At 61.1% G+C, this 23,835-nt stretch carries 22 protein-coding genes; 7 read left to right on the top strand and 15 right to left on the bottom strand.

Going from position 1 to position 23,835, the window contains the following annotated elements:
- Nucleotides 1-47: 47 nt before the first annotated feature.
- The 3 genes from AC1DVH_RS01570 (at nucleotide 48) to lptF (ending at nucleotide 1,921) form a co-directional block, all read left to right on the top strand.
- Nucleotides 48-392 carry a pilin assembly protein gene (locus tag AC1DVH_RS01570; RefSeq protein WP_414873990.1) on the top strand — a complete coding sequence of 115 codons (345 nt, stop codon included), beginning with the start codon at nucleotides 48-50 and terminating at the stop codon, nucleotides 390-392.
- 272 nt (nucleotides 393-664) lie between these two features.
- The gene (locus AC1DVH_RS01565; RefSeq protein ID WP_223458323.1) at nucleotides 665-1,078 is read left to right on the top strand and encodes a DUF4398 domain-containing protein; all 414 of its coding nucleotides are present in this window, start codon (nucleotides 665-667) and stop codon (nucleotides 1,076-1,078) included.
- A gap of 45 nt (nucleotides 1,079-1,123) precedes the next feature.
- Nucleotides 1,124-1,921, top strand: coding sequence for a lipotoxin F family OmpA-related lipoprotein LptF (gene lptF / locus AC1DVH_RS01560; protein WP_477752360.1), 798 nt, complete (start codon nucleotides 1,124-1,126; stop codon nucleotides 1,919-1,921).
- 138 nt (nucleotides 1,922-2,059) lie between these two features.
- Here lptF and AC1DVH_RS01555 read toward each other — a convergent pair whose 3' ends face one another.
- From AC1DVH_RS01555 to AC1DVH_RS01485, 15 genes are all read right to left on the bottom strand, one after another.
- A complete protein-coding gene (locus AC1DVH_RS01555) occupies nucleotides 2,060-2,389 on the bottom strand; it encodes a hypothetical protein (protein WP_477752359.1) in 330 nt (109 codons plus the stop codon).
- Nucleotides 2,386-3,300, bottom strand: a complete 915-nt coding sequence (locus AC1DVH_RS01550; protein ID WP_477752358.1) for an alpha/beta hydrolase — start codon at nucleotides 3,298-3,300, stop codon at nucleotides 2,386-2,388. Before AC1DVH_RS01550 ends, AC1DVH_RS01555 begins: the two co-directional genes overlap by 4 nt.
- 163 nt (nucleotides 3,301-3,463) lie before the next feature.
- Nucleotides 3,464-4,741: a flavohemoglobin expression-modulating QEGLA motif protein gene (locus AC1DVH_RS01545; protein ID WP_477752357.1), complete on the bottom strand. Its 1,278-nt coding sequence runs from the start codon at nucleotides 4,739-4,741 to the stop codon at nucleotides 3,464-3,466.
- A gap of 32 nt (nucleotides 4,742-4,773) precedes the next feature.
- Nucleotides 4,774-5,328, bottom strand: coding sequence for a hypothetical protein (locus AC1DVH_RS01540; RefSeq protein ID WP_477752356.1), 555 nt, complete (start codon nucleotides 5,326-5,328; stop codon nucleotides 4,774-4,776).
- 113 nt (nucleotides 5,329-5,441) lie between these two features.
- On the bottom strand, nucleotides 5,442-6,158 hold the full coding sequence (locus AC1DVH_RS01535) for a TetR/AcrR family transcriptional regulator (protein WP_046041074.1): 717 nt from the start codon (nucleotides 6,156-6,158) through the stop codon (nucleotides 5,442-5,444).
- Nucleotides 6,159-6,256: 98 nt separating this feature from the next.
- Nucleotides 6,257-7,759, bottom strand: coding sequence for a lysine--tRNA ligase (gene lysS, locus AC1DVH_RS01530; protein WP_477752355.1), 1,503 nt, complete (start codon nucleotides 7,757-7,759; stop codon nucleotides 6,257-6,259).
- 94 nt (nucleotides 7,760-7,853) lie between these two features.
- A protein-coding gene (gene prfB / locus AC1DVH_RS01525; protein ID WP_185754790.1) for a peptide chain release factor 2 occupies nucleotides 7,854-8,949 on the bottom strand; the annotation gives its coding sequence in 2 pieces (ribosomal slippage) (nucleotides 7,854-8,876 and nucleotides 8,878-8,949; 1,095 coding nt in all).
- Between the two features lie 245 nt (nucleotides 8,950-9,194).
- Nucleotides 9,195-10,196, bottom strand: coding sequence for a diguanylate cyclase domain-containing protein (locus tag AC1DVH_RS01520; protein WP_477752354.1), 1,002 nt, complete (start codon nucleotides 10,194-10,196; stop codon nucleotides 9,195-9,197).
- Nucleotides 10,197-10,244: 48 nt separating this feature from the next.
- A complete protein-coding gene (gene cheB, locus AC1DVH_RS01515; protein WP_477752353.1) occupies nucleotides 10,245-11,255 on the bottom strand; it encodes a chemotaxis-specific protein-glutamate methyltransferase CheB in 1,011 nt (336 codons plus the stop codon).
- Nucleotides 11,252-13,531, bottom strand: coding sequence for a response regulator (locus tag AC1DVH_RS01510; protein ID WP_477752352.1), 2,280 nt, complete (start codon nucleotides 13,529-13,531; stop codon nucleotides 11,252-11,254). The genes cheB and AC1DVH_RS01510 overlap by 4 nt, the downstream gene beginning before the upstream one ends.
- Nucleotides 13,528-14,208 (bottom strand): chemotaxis protein CheW, encoded by a 681-nt coding sequence (locus AC1DVH_RS01505; protein WP_477752351.1) that lies wholly within the window; start codon nucleotides 14,206-14,208, stop codon nucleotides 13,528-13,530. Before AC1DVH_RS01505 ends, AC1DVH_RS01510 begins: the two co-directional genes overlap by 4 nt.
- A complete protein-coding gene (locus tag AC1DVH_RS01500) occupies nucleotides 14,205-15,494 on the bottom strand; it encodes a CheR family methyltransferase (RefSeq protein ID WP_477752350.1) in 1,290 nt (429 codons plus the stop codon). Before AC1DVH_RS01500 ends, AC1DVH_RS01505 begins: the two co-directional genes overlap by 4 nt.
- Nucleotides 15,491-16,027 (bottom strand): chemotaxis protein CheW, encoded by a 537-nt coding sequence (locus tag AC1DVH_RS01495; protein WP_477752349.1) that lies wholly within the window; start codon nucleotides 16,025-16,027, stop codon nucleotides 15,491-15,493. The genes AC1DVH_RS01500 and AC1DVH_RS01495 overlap by 4 nt, the downstream gene beginning before the upstream one ends.
- Complete coding sequence (locus AC1DVH_RS01490) at nucleotides 16,027-17,649, bottom strand: methyl-accepting chemotaxis protein (protein WP_477752348.1); 1,623 nt, start codon at nucleotides 17,647-17,649, stop codon at nucleotides 16,027-16,029. Before AC1DVH_RS01490 ends, AC1DVH_RS01495 begins: the two co-directional genes overlap by 1 nt.
- Before the next feature lie 288 nt (nucleotides 17,650-17,937).
- Nucleotides 17,938-18,630 carry a tellurite resistance TerB family protein gene (locus AC1DVH_RS01485; RefSeq protein ID WP_477752347.1) on the bottom strand — a complete coding sequence of 231 codons (693 nt, stop codon included), beginning with the start codon at nucleotides 18,628-18,630 and terminating at the stop codon, nucleotides 17,938-17,940.
- Between the two features lie 194 nt (nucleotides 18,631-18,824).
- Here AC1DVH_RS01485 and AC1DVH_RS01480 point away from each other — a divergent pair, with 194 nt between their 5' ends.
- The 4 genes from AC1DVH_RS01480 (at nucleotide 18,825) to AC1DVH_RS01465 (ending at nucleotide 23,835) form a co-directional block, all read left to right on the top strand.
- Nucleotides 18,825-19,739, top strand: coding sequence for a LysR family transcriptional regulator (locus AC1DVH_RS01480; RefSeq protein ID WP_477752346.1), 915 nt, complete (start codon nucleotides 18,825-18,827; stop codon nucleotides 19,737-19,739).
- A gap of 105 nt (nucleotides 19,740-19,844) precedes the next feature.
- Complete coding sequence (locus tag AC1DVH_RS01475; protein ID WP_477752345.1) at nucleotides 19,845-21,344, top strand: gamma-aminobutyraldehyde dehydrogenase; 1,500 nt, start codon at nucleotides 19,845-19,847, stop codon at nucleotides 21,342-21,344.
- Nucleotides 21,345-21,428: 84 nt separating this feature from the next.
- Complete coding sequence (gene ydcS / locus AC1DVH_RS01470; protein WP_477752344.1) at nucleotides 21,429-22,580, top strand: putative ABC transporter substrate-binding protein YdcS; 1,152 nt, start codon at nucleotides 21,429-21,431, stop codon at nucleotides 22,578-22,580.
- A 217-nt stretch (nucleotides 22,581-22,797) separates the two neighbouring features.
- Nucleotides 22,798-23,835, top strand: coding sequence for an ABC transporter ATP-binding protein (locus AC1DVH_RS01465; protein WP_477752343.1), 1,038 nt, complete (start codon nucleotides 22,798-22,800; stop codon nucleotides 23,833-23,835).

Here is a 23,835-nt window from a genome sequence, read left to right as displayed (position 1 = left end):
CGGACACTCACCCTGCCTGCCACGAGCGGGAGCGCAATGAGGTCAATATGAAAATCCGCGAGCTTGCCCACCACTGGGAAGAAAACGCCAAAGGTCGCCTGACCGACACCGGCTACTCGATTCATCTGGACGTGGAGTCTGCCGCACGGCTGGCCGCGCTCGTCGAGATGTACCCCAAGCGGCATCCCGAAGAACTGCTCGGCGACCTGATCGGCGCCGCGCTGGAAGAGCTGGAAAGAAGCTTCCCGTACGTCAAAGGTTCGACCGTGGTCGCCACCGATGAAGAAGGCGATCCACTGTACGAAGACATCGGACCGACCCCGCGCTTTCTGGCGCTGTCACGTCGGCATTTGCACGATTTGTCGGTGCCTGACGACAAACAGAAGCACTGATCGACTGCACTTTTCCAAGCTGCAAAAAATACCTGTTCCCGGGCCATCAAGGTCCGGGAATATCGCTTTGCGTCACAAAAAACCTTGATTTAGAGCCCTGCACATCTGATCACAGGTTTTTCCGTGCCGGGTCAATTTCTCTGAACTTTCAAAAAAAGCCTCGGGTCAACCCAAGTAACCACGCCTGGGACGAGTGTTTCAAAACGCCCCTCAATTGATGGTTTCAGCGCCTTGCCCAGGGTGGATTTCGACGTTTTTCAGGAGCTGGCCCAATGGAGTTGAAGACCATGAAAACCCGAACCGGAACCCCCTCATTTACCTGTTCGCAAAGCCTCAAACTGGCGGCGTTGGCCCTGGGCAGTTGCCTCGTCCTGGCCGGCTGCGCCGGTAACCCGCCGACCGAGCAGTACGCGGTCACCCAATCGGCCGTCAACGACGCCGTGAGCGCCGGTGGCACCGAGTTCGCCGCCGTGGAAATGAAGTCGGCCCAGGACAAGCTCAAGCAAGCCGAAATCGCCATGCACGACAAGAAATACGACCAGGCCCGGATGCTCGCCGAACAGGCCGAGTGGGACGCTCGCGTGGCCGAGCGCAAGGCCCAGGCGATGAAGGCCGAACAATCAGTGAAGGACGCTCAGAAAGGCGTCCAGGAATTGCGTCAGGAAAGCCAGCGCACCGTTCAGTAAGCGGCGCGGCACTGCGCATTCCCACTCCACTAAAAGGACGAAATCATGAAACCTGATCAATTGATGATCCCTGCCCTGCTGGCTGTCACCGTAGTCCTGGCGGCCTGCTCCACACCACCCAACGCCAACCTTGAACAGGCCCGCACCAACTACACCGGCCTGCAAACAGATCCGCAAGCAGCCAAGGTTGCGGYCCTGGAAACCAAGGAAGCCAGCGACTATCTGGACAAGGCCGATAAGGCCTACAGGGACAAGGAGGACGCGGCCACGGTTGACCAACTTGCCTATTTGACCAACCAGCGCGTCGAAGTGGCCAAGCAGACCATCGTCCTGCGCACCGCCGAGGCCAGTCTGAAAGATACCTCGGCGCAACGGGCTCAGGCCCGCCTCGACGCCCGCGACCAGCAGATCAAACAGTTGAAGGACAGCCTAAACGCCAGGCAGACCGATCGCGGGACGCTGGTGACCTTCGGGGATGTGCTGTTCGCCACCGACAAGGCCGAGCTGAAAGCCAACGGCCTGGCGAACATCAACAAACTGGCGCAATACCTCCAGGAAAACCCCGAGCGCAAAGTGATTGTCGAGGGCTATACCGACAGCACCGGTACGGCGTCGCACAACCAGTCGCTGTCGGAGCGTCGCGCGGGCTCCGTGCGTGTGGCACTGGTGAAGATGGGCGTTGATCCGGCGCGTATCGTCGCCCAGGGTTACGGCAAAGAGTATCCGGTGGCGGATAACAGCAGCACCTCGGGCCGGGCGATGAACCGTCGGGTGGAGGTGACCATTTCCAATGACAATCAGCCGGTGATGCCGCGTTCGGCGGTGAGTTCATACACCCAATAATCAGCCACAACACAAACCAATGTGGGAGCGAGCTTGCTCGCGATGACAGCCTGACATTCAACACGTGTGTTGTCTGACACTCCGCCATCGCGAGTAAGCTCGCTCCCACAGGGGTACTTTGATAGCCACAGACCCGGTTTACTGCTCCAGCTTCTGCGGCGTCTCCTGCCCCATGCAGCGCACGGCTTTTTTCTTGCTGTCGACCAGCACGCCAGTCAGGCCTTTCTGATCCATATCGAACAGCACCAGCACGCCATCGATGCACTGCGCCACCTGGGCGGCCGGTTCCAGAGAGACTTTGTAGTCTTCGCCCGGAATGGTCTTGAGCATGGTGAATTCGTTGAGCAGCAACGCATCCTCGGGCTTGGCGAAGTGCAGGTAGCCGTACCACCACAGGGCACCGACGGTGCCGAGGATGCTGCAGATACCGGTGATGATCAGCGGGATGGCGTTACGTTCTTCACTCATTGCGGACTCTCTGGTGGTTCATCTTCAGAATTCGGGGGTGCCGGGTAATTGGGGATTTCACCCAGGCGGCGCAGGCCGTTGAAATGCTGCGGGTCATCGAGATAACGCAGCATGACTTTACGCCAGACCGGGTTGGCGAACGTCTGCACATGACCGCCACGGGTCAGTTGCAGCACCCGCGGCGGCGGCGCAGCTTGATACAACCGGATGCCGTTGGAAAGAGGCACGATCGGGTCGTCGATGCTGTGGTAGAGCAGTTTCGGCACATCTTTAAGCTGCGCCATGGAGTTGATCGCGCTGTCACCGTCCGGTACCAGCCAGGACAGTGGCACCTGGAACGTCCAGAACACCCATGAATTGCTCAACGCATACCGGCCGACACTGCGGTAACTGGCGGGGGCGCCATCGAGGACGATGGCCTTGAGCTGCTTCTGGCGTTCCGGGTGCTGAACCAGATAATGCACGGCCATCGAGCCACCGAGGCTCTGGCCGAGCAGGATCAGCGGCTTGCCTTTGACCTCCGGCGCCTGGTCGAGCCATTTGAAGGCCGCATCGATGTCCTGATAGATCGCCGGCAGGCTGGCTTCGCCTTCGGACAAGCCGTAACCGCGATAGTCCACAAGCAACACCTGGTAACCATTTTTCGGCAACCAAAAGCTCCCGCCGAGGTGCATGGGCAGGTTTCCGCCGTTGCCGTGCAAGTGCAGCACCGTGCCTTTGACCTCGACCCCCTGCTTCGCCGGCAGCCACCATGCATTCAGCTTGAGGCCATCGGCGGTGATCAGGGTGACGGTGCGGTATTCGAGCCCGGCCTTTTCCGGGGTGAACAACTGGCCGGGTTCGGGGTAGAACAGCAGTGAGCTGCAACCGTTCAAGGCCAGGAGAAGGCAGAGGATGCCGAGGATTCTCATCCGTTGAAACCTCGCAAGAAATGGGGCTGGAACTGGATCCTGTGGCAAACGATTAACCTGTGGGAGCGAGCTTGCTCGCGATGGCGGCATGACATCCAACATGGATGTTGGCTGAACCACCGCTATCGCGAGCAAGCTCGCTCCCACAGGGGGGGCCAGTTGCTCACAAAATATTGGAGTAATCCGCCTCGATCCGGTCCAGGCTCAGGTGGTTGAGGAAGTTGGAGAAGCACATCCACGCCGACAGCGCATTCATGTCGCGGAACTGTTCCGGCAGGTACTTGGGCGGCACTACCAGGCCTTCGTCCACCAACTGGCGCAAGGTGCGCATGTCTTCCAGGGTGGTCTTGCCGCAGAACAACAGCGGTATCTGCTCCAGCTTGCCTTTGCGCACGGCCAGTTGAATGTAGTTGTAAATCATGATGAAGCCCTTGAGGTAGGACAAGTCTTTGGTAAATGGCAGACCTGTCGGCACCGAGCCACGGAAAACGCGACTGGCGTTGCTGTAGCTCTCGGGCATCTCGAAACCTTGCTCGCGGAAAAACTCGAACACCTGCAGGAAGTCCGCGCCCTCCTCCACCATGTGAATGGCGCGGGTGCGGTTGGTCAGTTTGCGCAGGCGGCTCGGGTACGAGGCGAAGGTTATGATTTCCATCAGGATCGCCAGGCCTTCCTGGGTCACCGTCGACGAGGGCGGGCCCTTGGCGAGGAAGGTGCAGATCGGCTGGTTCAGGCCGTTGAGGGTGGTGCCGACATGCACCAGCCCTTCATGAACTTCCAGCGCCCGCACGTCGCGCTCGTTGAACATCGCGTCGGCGCGGATCTTGATGTAGTCGGCGCCCGCCGCCGCATCGGCGACGATGCCGTCGGACTCGAACACCCGAATGGTTTCCTCGGCCTCGCCGAACACCTTGTTCAAGCGGTGTTGCAGCAGGCTGACGGCGTCCTTGGCGGTCAACGTCTTCGGTTCGTCCTTGAGGTCGCCACGGCCGTCGATGTTGTTCAGGTATTCGGACAACATCATGCCCAGGTCAGACAGCGTCGGGTCGCCGGCGTGGAATGCGTCGGACGCGGCGCCGTACAACTCCTGGGAAATCAGGCCGAAATCCTCGGTGCCACGCGCTTCGAGCATACGCACCACCATGCGGTATTCCTTGCACATGCGCCGCATGATCTGGCCGACCGGGTTGAACTGACCGAGCTGGCGGGTAATGTCGCGCTCGATGTTCTGGAACTCCAGCTTCACTTTGCTGGAATCGAACGCCAGCGGCCGGTTGAGGTAGTAGTCGCGGTCTACCGCCGGCATTTCCTTGCCCTTGGCCTTGAGGAAACCCTTGCGAATGTTGTCGTCCCATTTGACCGCATCGAGGACGCGGATCGGTGTCTGCGCCAACACGATGCGATCGGACAAAATGCGTATCGACTGTTGGTAATCGTCCACGCGAAACTCCTGTAGAAACCCGTTGGTGCCGGTTATTTGGCTTTGGCCTGACGCTGGTAGCGCACCGCTTCGACGAACACATCGGAATTGGCCGGGTCGTCGAGGTAGGCCGCGACTTGATCCATGTTGCTGTCGATCAATACGCCGTAGCCGTCGTTAGTCTGGAAGCTTTCACCGCTCAGGGCTTTTTGCTTCATGGCCTGGTTGATCTGGTCGAGGTCGAGGTTGTACACCACCAACTCATGCTTGTCGGTCAGCTCAACCCCCCCAATGGTGAAATGCCCGCCGAATTGCGCCGGCACCCTCGCCGACAGATACCAGCGATTGCCATGGCGCGACAGGGTAAACGGATAGGCTTCACGTTCCCTGGGCCTGGCCCGGTAGTAGCTGACGGCCTGATAGCGGTTGTCGCCGATGCGGGTCAGTTCGAGGTTGAGCGGCTCGCCCCAGGCATTGGTGCTGGTCCATTTGCCGAGCAATCCTTTGGGCGCGGGTTCGCTTGTGGGCAGCGGCTCCCTGAAGGTCACCAGACAGCCATTGAGCAGCAGGAACGACAAGGCGATCACAACGACACGCCAGGCTTTCATTCAATACTCCCTATGAACACACCGCTGACCTGTAGGAGCTGCCGCAGGCTGCGATCTTTTGATCTTGTTTTTCAAAAGATCGCAGCCTGCGGCAGCTCCTACAGGGGATCGCGTCACACCGACGCCAGCACCAGGTGCATGTAGCGTGTCAGGATGCCGAGCATTTCCTCTTCGGCGGCAGGCTCGTCTACGTTGAGCAGGCCCTGATATTCCATCCGGCCGATAATCGCCGTCAACACCTTGGCATCCTGATGCGGCTCGCGCGAGCCCAGCACCTGGAACAGCTGGCAAGAGCCCTGCAAGAGGATTTGCTGATGCGAGCGCACCAGTTCGGCCAGGCGCGGGTTGAGCAATGCCTCCTGACGGAACGCCTGTTCGGCCATCAAATGTTCACGGCGATTGACCAGTTGCCGGTGAACGTAATCGGTCATCAGCCGTGCAATGTCATCCGCCAGTTTCGAGCGCGCCTGCGGGCTGCCATCGCCACTGTCGATCATCTCGCGCAGCAGGCCCTCGTTGTTCACCCAAAGCTTGCCCATGTACGCCGCACTGCGTTCCACGTATTGGGCGAAGGTATCGGTGAGCAGGTCATCGATATCCTTGAAATAGTAAGTGGTCGCCGACAACGGTACTTGCGCCTCGGCGGCCACCGCACGGTGCCGTACGGCCCGTACGCCGTCACGCACGACAATGCGCATGGCGGCATCCAGGATTTCCTGTCGTCGCTGTTCGCTGCCCTGTCGGCTGGCCTTGCGGCCCTGGTACTGAACGCTTTCAGCGACCGCAGTGGCGATACCCGCTGCACCTTCTTGAGCCATTGCACGAATCACGACAGGTATTTCCTCTCAGATGAAAGTAACAAGTTGATACGTTTGTACCAGACAGGCAATAAAAAGCCGCCTCAAAGGCGGCTTTTTAATTGAAACACTTACGCTTGCGGCCGCATGTGCGGGAACAGGATCACGTCGCGGATCGACGGGGAGTTGGTCAGCAGCATCACCAGACGGTCGATACCGATGCCCTCACCCGCCGTTGGCGGCATGCCGTACTCCAGCGCACGAACGAAGTCGGCGTCGTAGTGCATGGCTTCGTCGTCGCCGGCGTCCTTGTCGGCCACCTGGGCCATGAAGCGCTCGGCCTGGTCTTCCGCGTCATTCAACTCGGAGTAGGCGTTGGCGATTTCACGACCACCGATGAACAGCTCGAAACGGTCGGTGACGTTCGGGTTGTCGTCGTTGCGACGGGCCAGCGGCGACACTTCGAACGGGTACTGGGTAATGAAGTGCGGCTGTTCCAGCTTGTGTTCGACCAGTTCTTCGAAAATCATCACCTGCAGCTTGCCCAGGCCTTCGAAGCCCAGCACCTTGGCGCCGGCCTTCTTGGCGATGGCGCGAGCCTTGTCGATGTCGTTCAGGTCGTCAGCGGTCAGCTCGGGGTTGTACTTGAGGATCGAGTCGAACACCGACAGACGCACGAACGGCTCGCCGAAGTGGAACACCTTGTCGCCGTATGGCACGTCGGTGCTGCCCAGAACCAGCTGCGCCAGTTCGCGGAACAGCTCTTCGGTCAGGTCCATGTTGTCTTCGTAGTCGGCGTAGGCCTGGTAGAACTCCAACATGGTGAATTCAGGGTTGTGACGARTCGAAACGCCTTCGTTGCGGAAGTTGCGGTTGATCTCGAACACTTTCTCAAACCCGCCAACAACAAGGCGCTTGAGGTACAGCTCCGGCGCGATACGCAGGAACATGCCCATGTCCAGCGCATTGTGGTGGGTTTCGAACGGCTTGGCTGCCGCGCCGCCAGGAATGGTCTGCAGCATCGGCGTTTCCACTTCCAGGAAGTCACGCTTCATCAGGAAGCTACGGATGTGCGCGATGACTTGCGAACGCACGCGGAACGTCTGGCGCACGTCTTCGTTGACGATCAGGTCAACGTAGCGCTGGCGGTAGCGCTGTTCGGTGTCGGTCAGGCCGTGGTGCTTGTCCGGCAGTGGGCGCAGGGATTTGGTCAGCAGGCGCACGTTGGTCATTTCAACGTACAGGTCGCCCTTGCCGGAACGGGCCAGGGTGCCAACGGCTGCAATGATGTCGCCCATGTCCCAGGTTTTCACCGCGGCCAGGGTTTCTTCGGACAGGGTCTTGCGGTTGACGTAGACCTGGATGCGCCCGGTCATGTCCTGGATCACCATGAACGAGCCACGGTTGAGCATGATGCGACCGGCAACCTTGACCGGGATCGCAGCCTCTGCCAGCTCTTCCTTGGTCTTGTCCGCGTACTGTTTCTGCAGTTGCTCGCAGTAGTTTTCGCGGCGGAAGTCGTTCGGGAAGGCATTGCCCTTGGCGCGCTCGGCAGCAAGCTTTTCCTTGCGCAGGGCGATCAGGGAGTTTTCTTCCTGTTGCAGGGCTTGCGGGTCGAGTTCTAGGTCGCTCATGTCTTTAAATATTCCATCTGGTTCGTTGTCCCCGGCCTGCGGTCGGGGATCGCCGGCAAGCCGGCTCCTACAGGGATCGCGGTGTGTCAGCGTATTACAGCCCCGATTTCAGGCTCGCTTCCAGGTATTCGTCGATGTCGCCATCGAGCACCTTGTCACAGTCGCTGCGTTCGATGTTGGTGCGCAGATCCTTGATCCGCGAGGCATCGAGCACGTACGAACGGATCTGATGACCCCAGCCGATATCGGACTTGGTGTCTTCCAGCGCCTGGGACGCCGCGTTGCGCTTCTGTATTTCCTGCTCGTACAACCTGGCCCGCAGCATTTTCATGGCGGTGTCTTTGTTGGCGTGCTGGGAACGTTCGTTCTGGCAGCTGACCACGGTGTTGGTCGGTACGTGGGTGATACGTACGGCCGAGTCGGTGGTGTTTACGTGCTGACCACCGGCACCGGAGGAGCGATAGGTGTCGATCCGCAAGTCTGCCGGGTTGATTTCGATTTCCACCTTGTCATCGATCTCTGGCGAGACGAACACCGCGGAGAACGAGGTGTGGCGACGGTTGCCGGAGTCGAACGGGCTCTTGCGCACCAGACGGTGCACGCCGATCTCGGTCCGCAACCAGCCAAACGCGTATTCGCCCTTGATGTGCACGGTCGCGCCCTTGATCCCGGCGACTTCACCGGCCGACAGTTCCATGATGGTCGCGTCGAAACCGCGTTTGTCGGCCCAGCGCAGGTACATGCGCAGCAGAATGTTGGCCCAGTCCTGGGCTTCGGTGCCGCCGGAACCGGCCTGGATGTCCAGGTAGGCGTTATTCGGGTCCATTTCGTGGCTGAACATGCGGCGGAATTCCAGCTTGGCCAGACTTTCCTCGAGACGGGCCAGCTCGGCGACGACATCGCCCACTGCGCCTTCGTCGTTCTCTTCAACGGCCATGTCCAGCAGGTCGCGGCAATCGGCCAGACCAGTGTTCAACTCGTCCAGGGTATCGACGATCTGCGCCAGCGCAGCGCGCTCGCGGCCCAGTTCCTGGGCGTATTCAGGTTTGTTCCAGACACTCGGATCTTCAAGCTCGCGATTGACTTCGGTCAGACGCTCATGCTTTTGATCGTAGTCAAAGATACCCCCGAATAGTTTCGGAGCGCTCAGACAGGTCCTTGATGGTGTTCAGGATCGGGTTGATTTCCATGACGGGCAGCACTCGTTGGCGAACTTTTGAAAGCCGGCGAGTATACCGGGAAACGGTCGGTAACGGCAGTCCGCTTGGCCGAAAAGGCAGGGTTGCAGACGTTCTTTACGGCGATTGAGGCCATTGTGGGAGCGAGCTTGCTCGCGATGRCGKWGTGTCAGTCGATAGTTCCATGGACTGACACTCCGTCATCGCGAGCAAGCTCGCTCCCACAGGGCTTTGCGTCGCTCAGGAAATAGGGGAGATCACTCCACCCCAACCTGATTACGCCCATTGTTCTTCGCCGAATACAGCCCCTTGTCCGCCGCCAGGATCAGGTCGCGGCAGTTGCTGCCTGCTTTCGGCGTGATAGTCGACAGGCCGATGCTGATGGTCAGGCTCGAACCTTCGTTCGGTGAAATGTGCGGGATCTTCAGGGCGGCCACGGTCATGCGCAGCTTTTCCGCCACTAGCCGTGCACCGCCCTGGGAAGTGTTGGGTAGCACCAGGGCAAACTCTTCACCGCCGTATCGGGCCGGCAGGTCCGAAGGCCGGGCACTGGCGTCCTTGATCGCCGCGGCGACCTTGCGCAGGGCTTCATCGCCTTCCAGGTGGCCGAAGCTGTCGTTATAAGCCTTGAAGTAATCCACATCGATCATCAGCAACGACAACTGGCTTTGCTCGCGCAGCGAACGGCGCCACTCCAGTTCCATGTATTCATCGAAGTGCCGACGGTTCGACAACCCGGTCAGGCCATCGGAGTTCATCAGGCGTTGCAGCACCAGGTTGGTGTCGAGCAACTGCTGCTGGCTGACCCGCAACGCACGGTACGCCGCATCCCGTTGCAGCAGGGTCATATAGGAGCGCGAGTGATAGCGGATGCGTGCGACCAGTTCGATGTTATCCGGCAGCTTGACCAGATAATCGTTGGCTCCGGCCGCAAAGGCCGCGCTCTTGATCAACGGATCCTCCTTGGTCGACAGGACGATGATCGGAATGTCCTTGGTCGCCGGGTGATTGCGGTATTCACGTACCAGGCTCAGGCCGTCAAGGCCGGGCATCACTAAATCCTGCAGGATCACTGTCGGCTTGATGCGGACCGCGTGGGCGATGGCCTGGTGCGGGTCGGCGCAGAAGTGGAAATCGATATTCTCTTCGTTCGCCAAACCGCGGCGCACGGCTTCGCCGATCATGGCCTGATCGTCCACCAGCAACACCATGGCGGCGTTTTCGTCGGTCTTATAGCCGTCGAGCTGTAATTCATTCATGTGCGGTCACCTGAGTACTACTTGAGCCAGGAATGAGGAAAAAGGTGCTCATTTGGCGAAAATCTCCAGCAATCGTGGTGCTATCTTGTCCAGCGGGCGAATTTCCACGGCAGCGTCGATGGCCGCGGCCGCCTTCGGCATGCCGTACACCGCACTGCTGTTTTGGTCTTGTGCGATGGTCAGGAAGCCCTGTTGGCGCATGAGTTTAAGCCCCTGGGCGCCATCACGCCCCATGCCGGTGAGCAAAACCCCCACGGCGTCACCGTTCCAGTAACTGGCCACGCTCTCGAAGAACACATCGATGGAGGGCCGGTAGATCTCGTTGACCGGCTCGGCGGTGTAGGCCAGCGTGCCGTTTTTCAGCAAGCGAATATGGTGATTGGTGCCGGCCAGCAATACCGTGCCGCTTTGCGGCGGCTCGCCGTTCTCGGCCAGGCGCACATTGAGGCCGCTGGCGCTGCCGAGCCATTCAGCCATGCCGGCGGCAAACACCTGGTCAACGTGCTGCACCAGCACGATGGCCGGAGAGAAATCACTCGGCAGTCCCTTGAGCAAGACTTCCAGCGCTGCCGGCCCACCGGCGGATGAGCCAATGGCGATCAGGCTCTGGCGTGAGCCCGTGCTGCGCAACGGTGTCGGCGCCGGACGCGGGCGGTTGCCCTTGTCGCCGATCAGCCAGCCGATGTTGAGGATCTTGCGCAACAACGGCGCGGCCGCTTCCTGGGCATTGCCAGTGCCGATGGCCGGGGTGTCGACCACGTCCAGCGCACCGTGGCCCATGGCCTCGAACACCCGGTGCACGTTCTGCTGGCTATCCACAGTGACGATGACGATGGCACACGGGGTCTCGGCCATGATCCGCCGCGTGGCCTCGACGCCGTCCATCACCGGCATGATCAGGTCCATCAGAATCAGGTCCGGCGTGTCCAGCGCGCACTGGCGCACCGCCTCGACGCCATTGCCGGCAACCCAGACCACCTCGTGGGCCGGCTCGAATGCCAGGGCGCGGCGCAGGGCCTCCACCGCCATGGGCATGTCGTTGACGATTGCGATTCTCATGCCCGCGCTCCTCCGATGAGCTCGACCACCGCATCGAGCAAGGCGTCGTCATGAAAACTGGCCTTGGCTAGATAATAGTCGGCCCCGGCATCCAGTCCACGACGCCGGTCCTCTTCACGATCCTTGTAGGACACCACCATCACCGGCAGCGATTGCAGGCGATTGTCCCGACGCAGCAGCGTGACCAGTTCGATGCCATCCATGCGCGGCATATCGATGTCGGTGATCAGCAGATCGAAATCCTCCGAACGCAGCGCGTTCCAGCCGTCCATGCCGTCCACCGCAACCGCCACGTCGTAGCCGCGATGGAGCAACAGCTTGCGCTGCAACTCACGCACGGTCAGGGAATCATCCACCACCAGAATTCGTTTGCGGGCCGCCTCGACCACCTGATTGCTGTGGCGGGCAATGCGCTCCAGACGCCCCGTGTTGAGCAATTTATCCACCGAACGCAGCATGTCTTCGACATCGACGATCAGCACCACCGAACCGTCGTCGAGCAGGGCCCCGGCGGAAATGTCCTGCACCTTGCCCAGACGCTCATCCAGCGGCAACACCACCAATGTCCGCTCACCGATAAACCGTTCCACTGCCACGCCGTAGATCGCATCGCGCTCGCGAATCACCACGACTTTCAGGGTTTGCCCGCTGTTCTGACTGGCCGGACGCTGCAGCAACTGACTGGCCGCCACCAGGCCGACATGCCGGCCTTCGTGCCAGAAATGCTGGCGGCCTTCGACCTGCACGATATCCGCCGGCTCCAGGTCGCACATGCGCTCGATATGCGCCAGCGGGAAGGCATAGGCTTCGTCGCCGACTTCCACCACGAGGCTGCGCACCACCGACAGGGTCAGCGGTACCTCAAGGTGGAAACGACTGCCCTCGCCCGCCGTCTGCTCCAGCACCACCGCGCCGCGCAACTGCCGGACCATATGCTGCACCGCATCCAGGCCGACGCCGCGACCGGACACCTCGGTGACCGTGTCGCGCAAACTGAAACCGGGCAGGAACAGGAACGTCAGCAGCTCTTCTTCGCTCAACTGCGCGGCGGTTTGCGCGGGCGACAAACTACGTTCAACGATGCTGCGACGGACCTTTTCCAGGTCCACGCCGTTACCGTCATCGCTCAATTCCAGCACCAGCAGGCCGGCCTGATGCGAAGCGCGCAGGCGAATCAAACCTTCCGCCGGCTTGCCCGCCAGCAGGCGCTGTTCCGGGGTTTCGATGCCGTGGTCGACCGCATTGCGCAACAAGTGAGTCAGCGGCGCTTCGAGCTTTTCCAGCACGTCGCGATCAACCTGAGTCTTCTCGCCTTCAATCTCCAGTCGCACCTGTTTGCCCAGATCGCGCCCCAGATCACGGACCATACGCACCTGACCGGTCAGCACATCGGCAAACGGCCGCATGCGACAGGCCAGCGCCGTGTCGTATAACACCTGTGCCCGCTGGCTGGCATGCCAGGCGAACTCATCGAGTTCGGTGTTCTTTTCCATGAGCAGTTGCTGGGATTGCGCGAGCAAGCGGCGCGCATCCTCAAGGGCTTCCCGGGCCTCCAGGCTCAAGGCATGATCCTTGAGATGCACGTTGAGACTCTCCAGTGCACGCAGGCTGTTGCTCTGCATGCGCTTGAGGCGCTGCATGGTCGCAAGGTGCGGTTTGAGCCGCAGGGTTTCCACCAGGGATTTGCTCGACAGATCGAGCAGGCTGTTCAGGCGTTCGGCGGTGACACGCAGCACGCGTTCGCCGTTTTCGGTGGTGCGTGTGATCTTGCGCGGGGCTGGCGCCGATGGCTGTTCGTCGGCAGGCGCCAACGACTCGACCTTGGGCGCGGGTGCTTCGAGTTGAAGTTCGGCCATCACCGGTTCTGCTGGTGCAATCAACGGCGCCGTCGGGTCCAGTATCCGCGCCATCAATGCCACATAGGCGTCGATGTCCGCGTCCCCCGGCGTGCTGCCTGGCGTGGCAATGCGCATCAGCAAATCGGTGCCTTGCAACAACGCATCGATGTGCCCGGGACGCAGCAACAAACGCCCTTCCTGGGCACTGACCAGGCAATCTTCCATCACATGGGCAACGCTGACCCCGGCATCGACGCCAACGATCCGCGCCGCCCCCTTGAGTGAGTGCGCCGCACGCATGCACGATTCAAGTTGATCGGCCAGGGTCGGGTCGCGCTCAAGCGCCAGCAGGCCGACACTCAAGACCAGGGTCTGGGCTTCGGCCTCCAGGCTGAACAGCTCCAGCAAAGAGGCGTCGCGCATTTGCTCGGGGGTCATGTGAGGCTCCGGGTCACGGCGGACAACAGCTGTTCTTCATCCAGCCAACGCAGGCTGCGACCTTTGAATTGCAACACGCCACGGGTGTATTTGGCGCTGGCCTGAGCACCCGAGCGCGATGCGGTATCGAGGATTTGCTCGTCGATGGCGTGAATCCCGTCGACTTCGTCCACCGGCACTACCACCGGCCCGCCGTGGGCCGCAATGATCAGCATGCGCGGCATGACCCGAGTGCCGGGTGCGACGTTGCTGGCGCCGTCGAGGCCGAGCAGCTCCACCAGTGACAGACAGGCAACCAAGGCGCCGCGCACATTCGCTACGCCGAGCAAGGCTCGGGAGCGCTGGTGCGGCAAGGAGTGAATCGCCTGCAGCGGCGCCACCTCGACCAGATTGCGCGTGGCCAGGCCCAGCCATTCTTCACCCAGACGGAACATCAACAACGAGCGGGTTTTCACCTCGCTCTCGACCGTGACGGACACTGGCCCGCGATCCTCCTGCTGCAACGCATAGCGATCGAGCAAGCGTGTGGCGGCCGCCGAATACACCGCACAATTGCGGCAATGAACATGTTCGGCCAGCAACGGGCAGGACTTGTCACCGTGGATACCAATACGGTTCCAGCAGTCGTCGATGGCCTGGGCATCCCGGGTGACACTAAAGGTGTCGGTGGCGATCATCGTTTACGCTCACTGTCGGCGGCGCGCTCACTGTCGGCGGCGCGCTCGCTGCGGGCGGCACGCTGCTGCAATCGTCTGGCCCCCGTCGCGTCGCCCTGGGCCTGCAGCAATGCGGCCAAGTGCATCAACGCATCGGGATGTTGCGGTTCGAGGTACAACGCCTTGCGATAAAAGCCCTGGGCTTCGAGGACGTTTCCGGCGACATCGCTGAGCAGTCCCAGCCAATAGAACACCTGGGCTACCGGTTCATGACCGCGCAAATAGTTTTCACAAGCGGCCCTCGCCTCGGCGCTTTTGCCTTCATCGGCCAGCGCGGCGATGTTCGCCAGCAGCACGGCCGTATCGGTGCCAGACGTTTTCGGCGCAGAAGCCAGCGGAACAACACTGGCAAATGGGCGACTGCGCACTGGCGCAGGCGGTGGGTTGCGTAGCGGTTGCGGCACAGGCAATGGTGCTGGAACGAATGCCGGCAAGGGTTCGAAGTCCGGAGTCCCCTGTCGACTGAACGCGAAGGACTGTGCGATACCGATCGAACGCATCCCCAAACGCCCCAGCAGACTGCCTTCGGCCGGACCGATAAACAGCACGCCGTCAACGTGGGTCAGGCATTTGAGCACTTCGAAGACTTGCTTCTGGGTCGGCTGGTCGAAGTAAATCAGCAGGTTGCGACAAAACACGAAATCGAATGGCGGGTCACCGGCCAGCAAGGCCGGATCCAGCAGATTGCCGACCTGCAAGCGCACCTGCTCCTGCACACACGGGTTCAGGCGATAGCTGTCACCCTCGGCAATGAAATGGCGATCGCGAAACGCAATGTCGTCGCCCCGAAAGGAATTCCTGCCGTACAAGGCGCGCCCGGCTTTTTCCACCGACAGCGGGCTGACGTCCATGCCGTCGACCTTGAACTGGTGCGGCTTGAGCCCGGCATCGAGCAATGCCATGGCGATCGAGTAGGGTTCCTCGCCAGTGGAACACGGCAGGCTGAGGATCCGCAGCGCACGCAGATTGTTGATTTCAGCCAGACGTTTGCTCGCCAGTTTCGCCAGGGTGGCGAAGGATTCCGGATAACGGAAGAACCAGGTTTCCGGAACGATCACCGCTTCGATCAACGCCTGCTGTTCGTCCCGCGAGCCCTGCAAGGTGCGCCAATACTCATCGGCCGAGGGTGCTTGCGCCGCAATGCTGCGCTGGCGCACCGCTCGCTCGATGATTGCCAGCCCCACGGAAGTCACGTCGAGTCCGATACGCTCCTTGAGGAAGTCGAAAAAACGCTGATCGCTGTTCATGGCCGCTCCTCCAACAGCGCCGGATCCAGTGGCGGCGAGGGGAACAACAAGGCGCGAACCTGTTCGTCCAGCAGATCGCTGACCCGTACCCATTGCAGCAAGCCCTGCTCGTCCTTGCGCACCGGCCCGAGGTAAGGCGCCTGGCGATTGTCCAGACCGTAGGGCTGAAAATCCGCCGGATCGCAGCGCAAGGTGTCGGTCGCCTGTTCCAGAATCAATCCGAGCAACTGTGTTTCGGTAGTTTCATCCGGGCGATAGTTGACCAGCACCAGTCGCGTGCTGGTACGGGCCTGCGCAGGCGTACCAAACGTCAGTGCGCTCAAGTCGATCACCGGCACCACGGTGCCCCGATAGGCGAACACCCCGGCGACCCAGACGGGTGCATGGGGAATGGGCTTCAAGGGCAGGCGCGGCAGCACTTCCGTCACCTCGATGGCTTGCAACGCATAGCGCTCGCTGCCGATGCGGAACACCAGAAACAATGCATGCGGCGCCTGCTTCACGGCAGAGCGTTTGGCCGAGATTTCGCTCATCAGACTTTGAATCGCGTAACGCCGCTGCGCAGCCCGACGGCCACCTGGCTCAGCTCATCGATGGCGAAACTGGCCTGACGCAGAGACTCGACGGTCTGGCTGCTGGCATCGCCCAACTGCACCAGCGCGTGGTTGATCTGCTCGGCGCCGGTGGCCTGGGCCTGCATGCCTTCGTTGACCATCAGCACCCGCGGCGCCAGCGCCTGAACCTGATGGATGATCTGCGACAACTGCTCGCCGACTTGCTGCACCTCGGACATGCCGCGACGCACTTCCTCGGAGAACTTGTCCATGCCCATGACCCCGGCCGATACCGCCGACTGGATCTCGCGAACCATCTGYTCGATGTCATAGGTGGCCACCGCCGTCTGGTCCGCCAGACGCCGCACTTCGGTGGCGACCACGGCAAAACCGCGTCCGTATTCCCCGGCCTTCTCGGCCTCGATGGCGGCGTTGAGCGACAACAGGTTGGTCTGGTCGGCGACCTTGACGATGGTCACCACCACCTGATTGATGTTGCCGGCCTTCTCGTTGAGGATCGCCAGTTTGGCGTTGACCAGATCGGCTGCGCCCATCACCGAGTGCATGGTTTCCTCCATGCGTGCCAGGCCCTGCTGGCCGGAACCGGCGGCTACGGAAGCCTGATCGGCGGCGGTGGAAACCTCGGTCATGGTGCGCACCAGATCCCGGGAAGTGGCGGCGATTTCACGGGAAGTCGCACCGATTTCCGTGGTGGTGGCGGCAGTTTCGGTGGCGGTGGCTTGTTGCTGCTTGGACGTCGCGGCGATCTCGGTCACCGACGTGGTCACCTGCACCGACGAACGCTGGGCCTGGGACACCAGGGATGTGAGCTCGGTCATCATGTCATTGAAGCCGGTCTCTACCGCGCCGAATTCGTCCTTGCGCTCCAGATTCAGGCGGCTGCTGAGGTCACCGGTGCGCATGATTTCGAGGATTTTCACGATGCGGTTCATCGGCGCCATGATGGCGCGCATCAACAACAGGCCGCAGAGGGCGGCGGCCAGCACCGCGATCGCCAGGGAAATGCCCATGATGACTTTGGCGGTGAGCACCGCATCATCAATGGCCGCGATTTCTCTGTCCGCCACAGTCTTGTTATGACGCAGGATGTCATTGACCTTCATTCGACCCGCTATCCAGGTCGGGGTCAGTTCACCTTTGAACATGTTGACGGCCTCGGCGTTCTGGTTGCGTTTATACAACTCGATCACCTCGGCCAGAATCCGGTGGTAGTCCTCATGAAGTTTTTCGAAGGCTGCGTAATCGACCCTGTCTTCTTCGTCGGTAATCGTTGCACGGTAGAGGTCCATCTGCTCGTTCAACCGCTCAGCGAAGCCCTTGAAGTTCGCGGCATCCTCGGCACTGAAGCCCTGCCCTTCCTCCAGGCCGAGCATGGCCTGAATGCGTACATAACTGTCGGACCACGCGCCACGAATCATCGAACTGTAATACAACCCTGGCAGAGCGTCCTCACGCACGCTGGCCTCGCTGTTTTCGATCGTCAACAGCCGGGAATACGAGACGACCACCATCAGCAACATGATGGCGATAATTACCGCAAAGCTCGCCAAAATGCGTTGGCGTAACGTCCAGTTCTTCACAGTCAATCCTCGGGGCCTGATTCGAAATGCGGGGAGTATAGCCGAGGGTGGTGTTTCATTTATAAGACGGTGCGCACCGCTTCTCATCCCGTTGAAAAAAGGCGGGATGGGTGCCTGGGATGATTGGGCAGAAAGGGACCGTGCAATAGTCATTGGGGAGGTGTTGTGGCCGAAAACGCCATCGCGAGCAAGCTCGCTCCCACATTGAATCTCTGGCGTACACAAAATCTGTGATCACTGAAGATCCCCCTGTGGGAGCGAGCTTGCTCGCGATGGCGGACTGAAGGTTTACAGGGAAGCCTGGCGAACCTGCTTCTCCAGCTCGGCCTTCAACCCCGGCTCCAGCTTGAGCTGGCGCGCCAGCTCGTCGAGGTAGGCCTTCTCCATGAAGTTTTCCTCATCCACCATCATCACGCTGGCGATGTACATCTCGGCGGCGATTTCCGGGGAGCGGGCGGCGCGGGCGACATCGCTCGGGTCCAGCGGCTTGTTGAGCTCGGCGTGCAGCCAGTGTTGCAGTTCCTGATCGCTGTCGAGCCGGGTGAATTCGCCTTCGATCAAGGCACGCTCACGCTCATCGACATGACCGTCAGCCTTGGCCGCCGCCACCAGCGCCTTGAGAATCGCCTGACTGTGCAGCTCGACTTGCGCGGCCGGCACGCGGTCCAGGGTTTGCGGTTCCGTACCGGCCGCACCGCCCTGCTGCGCTTGCCAGTTGCCGTAGGCTTTGTAAGCCAGCGCGCCCAACGCGGCGAGACCGCCGTAGACCGCAACCTTGCCCCCGACTTTACGGGCCTTTTTGCTGCCGAGCAGCAAGCCCATGGCGCCTGCCGCCAATGCCCCGCCACTCGCGCCGGAGAGCAAGCTACCGAGGACACTGGTGCCACCGCTCGCACCCTTTTGCTGGGAGCTACCGGCCTTGTTCTGCAACAGGTCCTGGCCGGATTTGAGTAGTTGATCGAGCAATCCACGGGTGTTCATTTGCCGCCTCCACAAGACGTTTAACCTGAAACCAAGGCCACCAGCCTAGATCGAAAGTGCCCACGTCCCGTCGGCGAGAGTGCTTCCAGATGTTGCATCCCCTCAATGCGCGCATTGCCGCTTGCGCCTACCTATCAGAAAAAACGATATACACTCTCACCAATCGATAAAAACAGCCCACCGGGTGCTTTCCCATGATGACCTTGCGTCAGATCCGTCATTTCATCGCCGTGGCCGAGACTGGCTCTATCTCCGCCGCCGCACAAACCGCGTTCATTTCCCAGTCGACCCTGACCCTGGCGATCCAGCAACTGGAAGAGGAAATCGGCGTCAGCCTGTTCAGCCGCCATGCCAAGGGCATGACCCTGACCCACCAGGGCCATCAATTCCTGCGTCAGGCGCACTTGATCCTGGCCACGGTGGATAACGCCAAGCGCAGCCTGCAACAGAGCACCGATCAGGTCGCCGGACAGTTGATCGTCGGCGTGACCAGCCTGGTGGCCGGTTATTACCTGGCGGATTTGCTCACCCGCTTCCAGCGCGCCTACCCCAACGTGGAAATCCGCGTGATGGAGGATGAGCGCCCCTACATCGAGCATTTGCTGGTCAGCGGCGAGATCGATGTCGGCGTACTGATCCTGTCCAACCTCGAAGACCGCCACGCCTTGCAGACCGAAGTGCTGACCCACTCACCGCACCGGCTATGGCTGCCGGCCCAGCACCCGTTGCTGGAACACGACAGCATCAACCTCGCCGACGTGGCCCGCGAGCCTTTGATTCAACTGAACGTCGATGAAATGGACCGCAACGCCCAGCGCATGTGGTCAGCAGCCTCACTGCAACCGCGCATCACCCTGCGCACGGCTTCGACCGAAGCGGTGCGCAGCCTGGTGGCCGCCGGATTGGGCGTGTCGATCCAGCCCGACATGACCTATCGCCCGTGGTCACTGGAGGGCGACATCATCGAAGCGCGGCCGATTGCCGACCTCAGCCAGACCCTGGATGTCGGCCTGGCGTGGCGTCGCGGTACCGCGCGGCCGGCGCTGGTGGACCCGTTTCTCACGGTCGCCCGCGAACAACCCCAAGGCGGGCGCAAGCCATCTATTTAATCGAACGCCACCTTCAGTATTTAGTATTTGTTGTCCTCGGGTCCGCGAACTAGTCTTGTTGCATCTAATAAAGACGGCCGGGCCCCAGCCACTGGGAGCGCTGCCATGTCTACACAAGAAGCCACACAAAAAACGAGAACCCGAAAAATGGCTGGCGCGCAGACCCCGTTGTTCACCGCATTGTTGATCGATGGTGAATTAGTCGCCGGTCAAGGCTGCGTCGAGCCGATTCTCAACCCCGCCACCGGGGAAGTCCTGACCCGGATCGCCGAAGCCAGCACCGAGCAAGTCGAAGCCGCGATCCTCGCCGCCCACCGAGCCTTTGCCGGTTGGTCACGCACCACGCCACAACAGCGTTCGAACCTGTTGCTGGAGATCGCCAACGCCATCGAAAAAAATGCCGACCTGCTGGCCCGCCTAGAATCCATGAACTGCGGCAAGCCGTTGCACCTGGCCCGTCAGGATGACCTGAATGCCACGGTCGACGTGTTCCGCTTCTTCGCAGGTGCCGTGCGCTGCCAGACCGGCCAACTCAGCGGCGAATACCTGCCGGGCTACACCAGCATGGTCCGTCGCGATCCTATCGGGGTCGTGGCGTCGATTGCGCCGTGGAACTACCCGATCATGATGGCCGCGTGGAAAATCGCCCCGGCCCTCGCCGCCGGCAACACCCTGGTGTTCAAGCCGTCGGAACACACGCCGCTGTCGATCCTCGCCCTGGCGCCAGCGCTGGCCGAGATCCTGCCACGGGGTGTGATCAACATCGTTTGCGGTGGTGGCGAAGGCGTCGGCAGCCACCTGGTKAATCACCCTAAAGTGCGCATGGTGTCGCTGACTGGCGATATCGTCACTGGCCAGAAAATTCTTCAAGCCGCCGCCAAAACCCTCAAACGTACCCACCTCGAACTCGGCGGCAAGGCCCCGGTGATCGTCTGCAACGATGCCGACATTCAGGCCGTGGTCGAAGGCGTGCGCACCTACGGCTATTACAACGCAGGCCAGGATTGTACCGCTGCCTGCCGCATTTATGCCCAAGCCGGGATTCATGACCGTTTGGTGGTCGAACTCGGCGCGGCCGTCAGCAGCCTGCGCTTCGCCGGCAAACGCGACGCCGACAATGAAATCGGCCCGCTGATCAGCACCCGCCAGCGCGACCGCGTGGCCAGTTTTGTCGAACGCGCCCTCGGCCAGCCGCACATCGAGCGGGTGACCGGCGCAGCCGTGCATTCCGGTGCCGGCTTCTATTACCAGCCGACCCTGTTGGCCGGCTGCAAGCAAGGCGATGAAATCGTCCAGCGCGAAGTGTTCGGGCCGGTGGTCACCGTGACTCGCTTCGATGAACTGGAACAAGCGGTGGACTGGGCCAACGATTCGGAATACGGCCTGGCCTCGTCGGTCTGGACCCAGAACCTCGACAAGGCCATGCAGGTCGCGGCGCGCTTGCAGTACGGCTGCACCTGGATCAACAGCCACTTCATGCTGGTCAGCGAAATGCCCCATGGCGGCCTGAAGCGTTCGGGCTACGGCAAAGACCTGTCCAGCGATTCGCTTCAGGACTACAGCGTGGTGCGGCACATCATGGCCCGCCATGGCGAGCATCTCTGACTACGCTTATAACAAGCCACCAACGGCATGCTTCACCACGTTCAAGACACTGCCCCGACCATAATTAAAGAAGAGGGAATTCCCATGTTCGTGCACAAGACCGCACTGCTCAGTGCAATCACCACCGCGCTGCTGGCCAGTGCCAGTGTCCAGGCCGCCGAGCCGCTCAAAGCTGTCGGGGCGGGCGAAGGCCAACTGGATATTGTGGCTTGGCCCGGCTACATCGAACGTGGCGAGAGCGACAAGGCCTACGACTGGGTGACCGGTTTCGAGAAGGAAACCGGCTGCAAGGTCAACGTCAAGACCGCGGCCACCTCCGATGAAATGGTTAGCCTGATGGCCAAGGGCGGTTATGACCTGGTCACCGCATCCGGCGATGCCTCTCTGCGCCTGATCGTCGGCAAGCGTGTACAGCCGATCAACACCGCGTTGATCCCGAACTGGAAAAACCTCGACCCGCGCCTCAAGGATGGACCGTGGTACGTGGTCAACAAGCAGACCTACGGCGCCCCGTATCAGTGGGGCCCGAACGTGCTGATGTACAACACCAACGTGTTCAAGACCGCGCCCACCAGTTGGGGCGTGCTGTTCAATGCGGAAAACCTGCCGGACGGCAAGCCGAACAAGGGCCGTGTGCAGGCCTATGACGGCCCGATCTACATCGCCGACGCGGCGCTGTACCTGAAGACCGCCAAGCCGGAACTGGGCATCCAGAACCCCTACGAACTGACCGAAGCCCAATACAAGGCCGTGCTCGACCTGTTGCGCGCCCAGCAGCCGTTGATCCACCGCTACTGGCACGACACCACGGTACAGATGAGCGACTTCAAGAACGAAGGCGTGGTCGCCTCCGGCGCGTGGCCGTATCAGGTCAACGGCCTGATGAACGAGAAGCAGCCAATCGCCTCGACCATCCCGAAAGAAGGCGCCACCGGTTGGGCCGACACCACCATGATGCACGCCGAGGCCAAGCACCCGAACTGCGCCTACAAGTGGATGAACTGGTCGCTGCAACCGAAAGTCCAGGGTGACGTAGCGGCGTGGTTCGGCTCGTTGCCAGCGGTTCCGGCGGCGTGCAAGGAGAGCGAACTGCTCGGCGCCGAAGGCTGCAAGACCAACGGATTCGACCAGTTCGACAAGATCGCCTTCTGGAAAACCCCGCAAGCTGAAGGCGGCAAGTTCGTACCGTACAGCCGCTGGACCCAGGACTACATCGCGATCATGGGCGGCAGGTAACCCGCCCTCCCCTGTGGGAGCGAGCTTGCTCGCGATGAGGGCATTACAGTCAGTATCTCTATCGACTGACACTCCGCCATCGCGAGCAAGCTCGCTCCCACATTTGATCACCGTCGTTGCCGCTTCCGCGCTCGGCTGGCAGATAAAAGATGTTCGTTTTTTCAGAAGTCCAGGCAGGGCCGCTGCGACGGCCTTCGCCTTTTTGGAGCACCGCACCATGACGCTTGCAGTCCAGTTCACCAACGTTTCCCGTCAGTTCGGCGAAGTGAAAGCCGTTGACCGGGTTTCCATCGACATCCAGGACGGCGAGTTTTTCTCCATGCTGGGGCCTTCCGGCTCGGGCAAAACCACCTGCTTGCGCCTGATCGCCGGTTTTGAACAACCGAGCGCAGGTTCCATCCGGATTCATGGCGAAGAGGCCGCCGGCCTGCCGCCGTACCAGCGTGACGTGAACACCGTGTTCCAGGATTACGCGCTGTTCCCGCACATGAACGTTCGCGACAACGTCGCCTACGGCTTGAAGGTTAAAGGCATCGGCAAGGCTGAACGCCTCAAGCGCGCCGAAGAATCCCTGGAGATGGTCGCCCTCGGCGGCTACGGCGAGCGTAAGCCGGTGCAGCTCTCCGGTGGTCAGCGCCAGCGTGTGGCCCTCGCCCGCGCTTTGGTCAACCGTCCACGGGTGCTGCTGCTCGACGAACCCCTCGGTGCACTCGACCTGAAACTGCGCGAGCAAATGCAGGGCGAGTTGAAGAAGCTGCAACGCCAGCTCGGCATCACCTTCATTTTCGTCACCCACGACCAGACCGAAGCACTGTCGATGTCCGACCGCGTGGCCGTGTTCAACAAGGGCCGCATCGAACAAGTCGATAGTCCGCGCAACCTGTACATGAAACCGGCCACCACCTTCGTGGCGGAATTCGTTGGCACTTCCAACGTGATTCGCGGCGACCTGGCCAGGCAGTTGAGTGGCAACCCGCAGCCGTTCTCGATTCGCCCGGAGCATGTGCGTTTCGCCGAAGGCCCGCTGGCCAGCCACGAAATCGAAGTCACCGGCTTGCTCCACGATATCCAGTACCAGGGCAGCGCCACCCGCTACGAGCTGAAACTGGAAAACGGCCAGACCCTGAACATCAGCCAGGCCAACAACCAATGGCAGGACACCAGCGCACAACACCAGACCGGCCAACGCATCAGTGCACGCTGGGCGCGTGAAGCCATGATTGCATTGCACGACACCGTTGCGGGCGGGGTGTGA

Source organism: Pseudomonas sp. P4_C3, assembly GCF_056402075.1.
Note: the sequence above shows the minus strand (reverse complement) of the source record. Positions and strands in the feature narration are given on the sequence as shown.

Coding starts and splice junctions, on each gene's coding strand:
- AC1DVH_RS01570 (WP_414873990.1), top strand. CDS start 48: ATGAAAATCCGCGAGCTTGCCCACCACTGGGAAGAAAACGCCAAAGGT.
- AC1DVH_RS01500 (WP_477752350.1), bottom strand. CDS start 15,494: ATGAACAGCGATCAGCGTTTTTTCGACTTCCTCAAGGAGCGTATCGGA.
- AC1DVH_RS01485 (WP_477752347.1), bottom strand. CDS start 18,630: ATGAACACCCGTGGATTGCTCGATCAACTACTCAAATCCGGCCAGGAC.
- ydcS (WP_477752344.1), top strand. CDS start 21,429: ATGTTCGTGCACAAGACCGCACTGCTCAGTGCAATCACCACCGCGCTG.
- AC1DVH_RS01520 (WP_477752354.1), bottom strand. CDS start 10,196: ATGAATGAATTACAGCTCGACGGCTATAAGACCGACGAAAACGCCGCC.
- AC1DVH_RS01555 (WP_477752359.1), bottom strand. CDS start 2,389: ATGAGTGAAGAACGTAACGCCATCCCGCTGATCATCACCGGTATCTGC.
- AC1DVH_RS01495 (WP_477752349.1), bottom strand. CDS start 16,027: ATGAGCGAAATCTCGGCCAAACGCTCTGCCGTGAAGCAGGCGCCGCAT.
- AC1DVH_RS01510 (WP_477752352.1), bottom strand. CDS start 13,531: ATGACCCCCGAGCAAATGCGCGACGCCTCTTTGCTGGAGCTGTTCAGC.
- AC1DVH_RS01565 (WP_223458323.1), top strand. CDS start 665: ATGGAGTTGAAGACCATGAAAACCCGAACCGGAACCCCCTCATTTACC.
- AC1DVH_RS01505 (WP_477752351.1), bottom strand. CDS start 14,208: ATGATCGCCACCGACACCTTTAGTGTCACCCGGGATGCCCAGGCCATC.
- AC1DVH_RS01540 (WP_477752356.1), bottom strand. CDS start 5,328: ATGAAAGCCTGGCGTGTCGTTGTGATCGCCTTGTCGTTCCTGCTGCTC.
- AC1DVH_RS01550 (WP_477752358.1), bottom strand. CDS start 3,300: ATGAGAATCCTCGGCATCCTCTGCCTTCTCCTGGCCTTGAACGGTTGC.
- cheB (WP_477752353.1), bottom strand. CDS start 11,255: ATGAGAATCGCAATCGTCAACGACATGCCCATGGCGGTGGAGGCCCTG.
- AC1DVH_RS01480 (WP_477752346.1), top strand. CDS start 18,825: ATGATGACCTTGCGTCAGATCCGTCATTTCATCGCCGTGGCCGAGACT.
- AC1DVH_RS01465 (WP_477752343.1), top strand. CDS start 22,798: ATGACGCTTGCAGTCCAGTTCACCAACGTTTCCCGTCAGTTCGGCGAA.